The sequence below is a fragment of the uncultured Anaerotruncus sp. genome (assembly GCF_902490045.1).
In the GTDB taxonomy this organism is placed as follows: Bacteria; Bacillota; Clostridia; order Oscillospirales; family Ruminococcaceae; genus Anaerotruncus.
Genome location: NZ_CABUCJ010000124.1, coordinates 1 through 6639, shown reverse-complemented (window position 1 = coordinate 6639; position 6639 = coordinate 1). Strand labels below are relative to the sequence as shown.

At 64.9% G+C, this 6639-nt stretch carries 6 protein-coding genes; 2 read left to right on the top strand and 4 right to left on the bottom strand.

Annotated elements, in window-relative coordinates; genetic code table 11:
* Both RDM88_RS10920 and RDM88_RS10915 read right to left on the bottom strand, forming a co-directional pair.
* Positions 1 to 877, bottom strand: an 877-nt coding sequence (locus tag RDM88_RS10920; RefSeq protein ID WP_308754870.1) for a DUF3744 domain-containing protein, incomplete at its 3' end; no start/stop codon positions are given.
* A gap of 6 nt (positions 878 to 883) precedes the next feature.
* Positions 884 to 1456 carry an ECF-type riboflavin transporter substrate-binding protein gene (locus tag RDM88_RS10915; RefSeq protein ID WP_308754869.1) on the bottom strand — a complete coding sequence of 191 codons (573 nt, stop codon included), beginning with the start codon at positions 1454 to 1456 and terminating at the stop codon, positions 884 to 886.
* Between the two features lie 271 nt (positions 1457 to 1727).
* Between RDM88_RS10915 and RDM88_RS10910 the strand changes: the two genes are divergently transcribed.
* Together RDM88_RS10910 and RDM88_RS10905 are read left to right on the top strand one after the other, a co-directional pair.
* Positions 1728 to 3818, top strand: coding sequence for a ribonucleoside triphosphate reductase (locus RDM88_RS10910; RefSeq protein WP_308754868.1), 2091 nt, complete (start codon positions 1728 to 1730; stop codon positions 3816 to 3818).
* Positions 3815 to 4504 carry an anaerobic ribonucleoside-triphosphate reductase activating protein gene (locus RDM88_RS10905; RefSeq protein WP_308754867.1) on the top strand — a complete coding sequence of 230 codons (690 nt, stop codon included), beginning with the start codon at positions 3815 to 3817 and terminating at the stop codon, positions 4502 to 4504. The genes RDM88_RS10910 and RDM88_RS10905 overlap by 4 nt, the downstream gene beginning before the upstream one ends.
* Before the next feature lie 60 nt (positions 4505 to 4564).
* Here the strand turns inward: RDM88_RS10905 and RDM88_RS10900 are convergent, their stop codons facing one another.
* Both RDM88_RS10900 and RDM88_RS10895 read right to left on the bottom strand, forming a co-directional pair.
* Positions 4565 to 5968 (bottom strand): FAD-linked oxidase C-terminal domain-containing protein, encoded by a 1404-nt coding sequence (locus RDM88_RS10900; RefSeq protein WP_308754866.1) that lies wholly within the window; start codon positions 5966 to 5968, stop codon positions 4565 to 4567.
* A partial coding sequence (locus RDM88_RS10895; protein WP_308754865.1) for an electron transfer flavoprotein subunit alpha/FixB family protein occupies positions 5965 to 6639 on the bottom strand: 675 nt, incomplete at its 5' end. The genes RDM88_RS10895 and RDM88_RS10900, both read right to left, overlap by 4 nt.

Sequence of the window (6639 nt, the reverse complement as noted above, 5' to 3'; positions counted from 1 at the left end):
GGTGGGGGGTCTCGCTGGCGAACCAGCCGCGCAGCGCCTCCTCCCGCCCCTCGAGGCGGATCTCCTCCACCGATTCGGGGCGGTCCTCCTCGGAAATCTCGCAGCCGGCGTATTTGAGCGCCGTCACGTAGAGCGGTTCCCGGATGCCGTGCTCCCGCAAAAGCGGGGAGCTTAAAATTTTGGCCGGGGTGGTGTCCGCGACGATCCGCCCTCCGTCGAGCAGGATGACCCGGTCGACCGGCCGGTGGAGCACGTCCTCCAGCCGGTGCTCGATGATGACGACCGTCTTGTGCTGCTCCCGGTGGATTTTATCGATGAGCTCGATCGCCTGGAGCCCCGCCTGCGGGTCGAGGGCGGCGAGCGGCTCGTCGAAGAGCAGGATGCCCACGTCGTTGTGCATGACGCCGGCGAGCGAAACCTTCTGCTTCTGCCCGCCCGAGAGGGAGAAGGGGGTGTGGGCGGTGAACCGCTCCATCCCCACGATTCCCAGCGCCCGCCGCACCTTTTCGAGCATGACGGGGCGCGGGACGCAGTCGTTTTCCAGCGAGAAGGCGACGTCCTCCCCCACCGTCAGCCCCGCGAACTGGCAGTCGGAATCCTGCATAACGGTGCCGACGCGGTTGCTGAGCTTATGGATGTCGAGGCCGCGCGTCTCGTCGCCCATGACCTTGAGGCTGCCGGTGAACTCCGCCTTGACCGAGAAGGGCAGCAGCCCGTTCAGGCAGGAGCCCAGCGTCGATTTCCCGCTGCCGGACGGCCCGAGGATGAGCACCTTTTCCCCCTCGTAGATTGTCAGGTTGATGTCGTAAAGGGTGGGCTTCTGCTGTGACGCGTAGCGCATCCCGAAATCCCGGAATTCGATCACGGGCTTTTTCATGTCGGATTATTCCTCCGTGAGGTTGGTTTTCAGCCGGTTCTTTTTGGCCATCATCTTGAGCAGCGGCACGCCGATGATCGCGGCCATGAGGCCGTCCTTGACGCCGGCGATGACGCCCTGCACCATGCCGATCTCCAGTTCGCCCTGGTACCACATCATCGTGAAGAGCGGAGTGATGCCGCAGAAGGCGATGAGCGGCGCGCAGAAGGCGAGGACGGCGAAGATGGCCGCCTGCTTGTTGGTAAAGACCCCCTCGCCGACGTTCGCGCCGTAGACGGGCAGCAGGCCGGTGATGAAGCCGCAGAAGAAATGCCCGATCGTCCAGTCGAACCAGAAGCCCCAGCCGCCGATCATGTCGGCCAGGAAGTTGCCGAAGCAGGCGGCGATCGCCGCGGGCAGCGGCCCAAAGAGCGCGCCGACGATGACGATGACGACGGGCGCGAGGCTGAACTGCACCTGCGTAAAGATGGGGATCTGGATGTAGACCATCATGATCGCCATCAGGATGGCGCCGAGCGCGACGCCGACCACCGTTTTCGTGTTCCACTGGCCCACCAGTTTTCTCCCGATTCCATTCATAACATACCCTCCTGCATTTCCTCAGTTGTTCATATTGTTCAACTTGTTCAACAAGTTGTTTTCATTATAAAAAGCGCGCCCCCGCTTGTCAATGCGGAATATCCCAAAACCGCAAATTTCAGCAGTTTCCACCATCCCGCCGGGCCGATTCCGCCAGATTGCACAAACCTGCCCCACCGGAAAATATTTCTGTGTTTGCTATTGCATCCACATACAAGATATCGTATAATACTATCTGTAAAACACAATATCTAGTGAGGAAGGGTTTGCAATGATCAACACGATTCGCAAGCGCAGCGGCGAGGTCGTCGCCTTTCAGCCGGAAAAAATCACCCGCGCCATCTATAAGGCGGCCGTCGCGGTGGGCGGCAGCGACTGGGGCCGCGCCGAGGAGCTGACCGATCAGGTGATCGTCCTGGCGGACGCGCAGTTCCCCGACGGCACGGCCGAGGTGGAAAAGGTGCAGGACCTCGTCGAGAAGGTGCTCATCGAAAACGGCCACGCCAAGACCTCCAAGGCGTACATCCTCTACCGGGAGAAGCGCCGCAGCGCGCGCGAGGCAAACGCCCTCATCGGCGCGACGATCGACATGTTCTCCAAGTATATGGGCGACGGCGACTGGCGCGTCAAGGAAAACGCCAACGCCCAGAAGTCGATCGCGGGCATGAACAACTACATCCGCGAGACGTTCACCAAGCAGTACTGGCTGCATGAGATCTACCCCGACAAGATCCGCGACGCCCACCTCTCGGGAGATCTGCACCTGCACGACCTCGGGTTCTTCGGCCCCTACTGCGCCGGCTGGGACCTCAAGCAGCTGCTGCTGGGCGGCTTCGGCGGCGTGCCCGGCAAGGTCGAATCGAGCCCCGCCAGGCACCTGCGCAGCTTCCTTGGACAGATCGTCAACTCAACCTTCACCACCCAGGGCGAAACGGCGGGCGCGTGGTCCTCCTTCGACACCTACTGCGCCCCCTTCATCCGCTACGACCACCTCGATTTCGCGACGGTCAAGCAGGCGCTCCAGGAGTTCATCTTCAACCTCAACGTCCCCACCCGCGTGGGCTTCCAGTGCCCCTTCTCCAACCTCACCTTCGATATCAAGCCGCCCCGCACCCTGCGCGACCAGGCGGTCATCATCGGCGGCCAGCCGATGGACGCGACCTACGGCGAGTTCCAGGCGGAGATGGACATGCTCAACCTCGCCTTCTGCGAGGTCATGATGGAGGGCGACAAGAAGGGCCGCGTCTTCACCTTCCCGATTCCGACGATCAACGTCACCAAGGACTTCGAGTGGGACAGCCCGGTGGTCAACAAGTTCATGGAGATCACCTGCAAATACGGTATTCCCTACTTCTCCAACTACATCAACTCCGACCTCTCCCCCGAGGACGCGCTCTCGATGTGCTGCCGCCTGCGGCTCAACACGGGCGAGCTCAGGAAGCGCGGCGGCGGCCTTTTCGGCTCCAACCCGCTCACCGGCTCGATCGGCGTCGTGACGATCAACCTCCCGCGCGTCGGCTACCTCTCCAGGACGGAGGAGGCGTTCAAATCCCGCCTGCTCGACCTGATGGAGATCGCCAGGGAGAGCCTCGAGATCAAGCGCAAGACGATCGAGGAGCAGACCCGCCGCGGCATGTACCCCTACTCGGCGCACTACCTCGAAAACGTGAAGGAGCGCACGGGCAGCTACTGGTTCAACCACTTCAACACGATCGGGCTCATCGGCATGAACGAGGCCTGCCTCAACTTCCTCGGCAAGGACATCACCACCCCCGAGGGACAGGAATTTTCGCTCGGCATCCTCGACTTCATGCGCGACACGATCACCCGCTTCCAGGAGGAGACGGGCCACGTCTACAACCTCGAGGCGACCCCGGCGGAGGGCACGAGCTACAGCCTCGCCCAGCTCGACAAAAAGAAATACCCCGACATCATCACCGCCGGGCAGGACGCCCCCTACTACACCAACTCGACCCAGCTTCCGGTCGGCTTCACCGACGACATCTTCGAGACGCTCGACCTCCAGGACGAGCTGCAATGCAAGTACACGGGCGGCACGGTGCTCCACCTCTACCTCGGCGAGCAGATCAGCGACGTCGAGGTCGCCAAGTCCCTCATCCGCAAGGCGTTCACCAACTATCAGCTCCCCTACATCTCGCTGACACCCACCTTCTCGGTCTGCCCCGAGCACGGCTACCTGAACGGCGAGGTCTATTCCTGTCCCGAATGCGGCCGCGGCACCGAGGTGTGGAGCCGCGTGGTCGGCTACCTGCGCCCGGTGCAGAACTTCCACCGCGGCAAGCGGGAGGAGTATAAGGAGCGCAAAAAGTACCGCATCAAGCCGGAGGAGCTGAGCGCATGATCTTCGGCGGGATGCAGCGCAGCAGCACGATCGACTTCCCCGGCGCGCTCGCCTGCGTGCTCTTCACGCGCGGCTGCGACCTCGACTGTTTTTACTGCCACAACCGGGAGCTGATCGCCGGGGACGGCGGCCGGCTCCCCGAGGAGGAGGTCTTCTCCTTCCTCGAAAAGCGGCGGGGCCTGCTCGACGGGGTGGTCGTGAGCGGCGGCGAGCCGACCCTCCAGCCCGACTTGGAGGCGTTCCTCCGCCGCGTCCGGCCGCTCGGCTACCGGATCAAGCTCGACACCAACGGCCGCCGGCCCGCGCTTGTCGAACGCCTCTGGCGCGAGGGCCTGCTCGACTATGTCGCCGTCGACGTCAAGGCGCTCCCGGCGGACTACCCCGCCGTCTGCGGCGCGGACTGCTTTTCTGACGTGCGCCTTACGGTCGATACCCTTGGCGCGCTCGGCGCGGCGTTTGAGGCGCGCACCACCCTCTTCCCCGGCATGGACGCAGGGGCGCTCGGAGAGCTGCTCGCCTCCTTCCCGCCCCTGCCCCGCTGGCGGCTCAACTACTTCCACATGCCCGGCGGCTTCCGGCCCGCGGACGAAGTGCGCCTGCGCCTGTCCGCGCTCACCCCCCAATCGGTCGGGGAGGCGCTGCCGAAGCTGCTCGCCGCGCAGCCAAACCTTCTCCACGGCGCCTGAACAGGATATGCGGACAGCCCCGGAACCGTCTGGTTCCGGGGCTGTCTTTTCGCGCGGCCGTCAGAGGCCGCAGACCTTGTGCGGATTGAGGATGTTTTCGGGGTCGAAGGCGCGCTTGACGCCGCGCATGAGCTCGAGCACCTGCGGCTCGAGCGACTCGCGCAGGTAGGGGCGCTTGGCGTATCCGATGCCGTGCTCGCCCGACACCTGCCCGCGCAGGACGTTCGCCTCGGCGTAAATCTTTTCCATCGCGAGGTGCAGGACACGCTGCCATTCGTCCTCCTCCCTGCCGTCCCGCAGGATGTAGGCGTGGAGGTTCCCATCCCCCGCGTGGCCGAAGCTCTTGATGCGCACGCCGAGCTCCGACTGGAGGGCGTGGATGTACGAAACCATCCGGTTGATGCTGCCGCGCGGCACGACCACGTCGACCTCGTCCATCTCGTCGGTCGAGCCGCGGATCGCCTCGAGGAAGGCGCCGCGCGCCTTCCAGATCGATTCGTCCCGCTCCTCGGTGTCGGAGATGAGCACGTCGAGCGCGCCCTGCTCGAGGCAGAGCTTCGCGACCCCCTCGTAGTCCCGCTCGATCTGCTCGAGCGAGGGGCCGTCGAACTTGAGGATGAGGTAGGCGTCGGCCGAGTGGTCGGGGAACTTCTTGCCGAGGTACTGCTCGGCGTCGAGGATGACCTCCCGCTCCATGAATTCGACCGCCGTGGGCGCGGCCTTGGAGCGGACGATGAGGGGCACGGTGTTGATCGCGTCCCGCAGGCTCGGGAAGGGCACGAGCAGGCTGACGGTGCGCTTCGGCAGCGGCAGCAGCTTGAGGATGACCTTGGTGACCACGCCGAGTGTCCCCTCCGAGCCGACGATCAGGTCCTTCATCGAATAGCCCGAGCTGTTCTTGACGACCTTGCCGCCGAACCAGACGATCTCGCCGTTCGGGAGCACGACCTCCAGCCCGCGCACGTAGTCGCGGGTGACGCCGTACTTGACGGCGCGCATCCCGCCCGCGTTGGTGCTGACGTTTCCGCCGATCGTGGCGGATTTTTCGCCCGGGTCGGGCGGGTAGAAGAAGCCCTTCTCCTCGACATAGGCGTAGATCTCCATGAGCAGCACGCCCGGCTCGACGGTCAGGGTCAAATTGTCCTCATCGAGCTCAAGGAAGCGGTTCATGAGGCTCATGTCGAGCAGGATGCCCCCCTCGGCGGCGACCGCCGCGCCCACAAGCCCGGTGCCCGCGCCGCGCGGGGTGACGGGGATGCGCTCGCGGGAGGCGTAGCGCATGACGGCGGACACCTCCTCCGCGGAGAGCACCCGCAGCACGACATCGGGGTAATGGACGGTGCCGCTCAGCTCGTCGTGGCTGTAGTCCTCGTGGATCTCCTCCCCCGCGAAGACGCGCTCGTCGTCCCCGATCAGCTCCCGCAGGGCGGCGACGTCCGCCTCTGTCATCTGCTTATAGCTCATACCAGCACCCCCTTGGCGGCCTTGATCCGTTCGATGAGGCGGGGCACGATCTCATAGAGGTCCCCCACCAGCCCATAGTGGGCGGTCTTGAAGATGGGCGCCTTCTCGTCCTTATTGATCGCGACGATGAGGTCGGCGCCCTGCATCCCCGCGACGAACTGCACCGCGCCCGAGACGCCGCAGGTGATGATGAGCCGGGGGCGCACGGTGCGCCCGCTGAGCCCCACCTGGCGCTTGGCCTCCACCCAGCCGCTCTCGGCGAGCGGGCGGGTGCAGGCGAGCTGCCCGCCGAGCAGCTCCGCGAGCTCCTCAAGCAGCGCGAGGTCCTCTTCCTTTTTGACGCCCCGGCCCGCTGCGACGAGCACGTCGACCCCCTCGATAAACTGCTCCGGTTCCTTGGGGGTGACGCCAAGCACGGTCACGCCGCTTTCCAGCATGGCCGGCGTGACCGCCCGCACCGCGATTTCGCCCGACGGGGTCCCCGACCGCGCGGGCGCGTCCATCACCTTGTAGCGCACCGTCGCCATCTGCGGGCGGTGGTTGGGGGTGACGATCTGCGCCATGATGTTGCCGCCGAAGGCGGGGCGGATCTGGATGAGGTCGGTGTTTTCGAGCATATCCAGCACGGTGCAGTCGGCGGTCAGGCCGGTATGCAGCCGCGCGGCGACGCG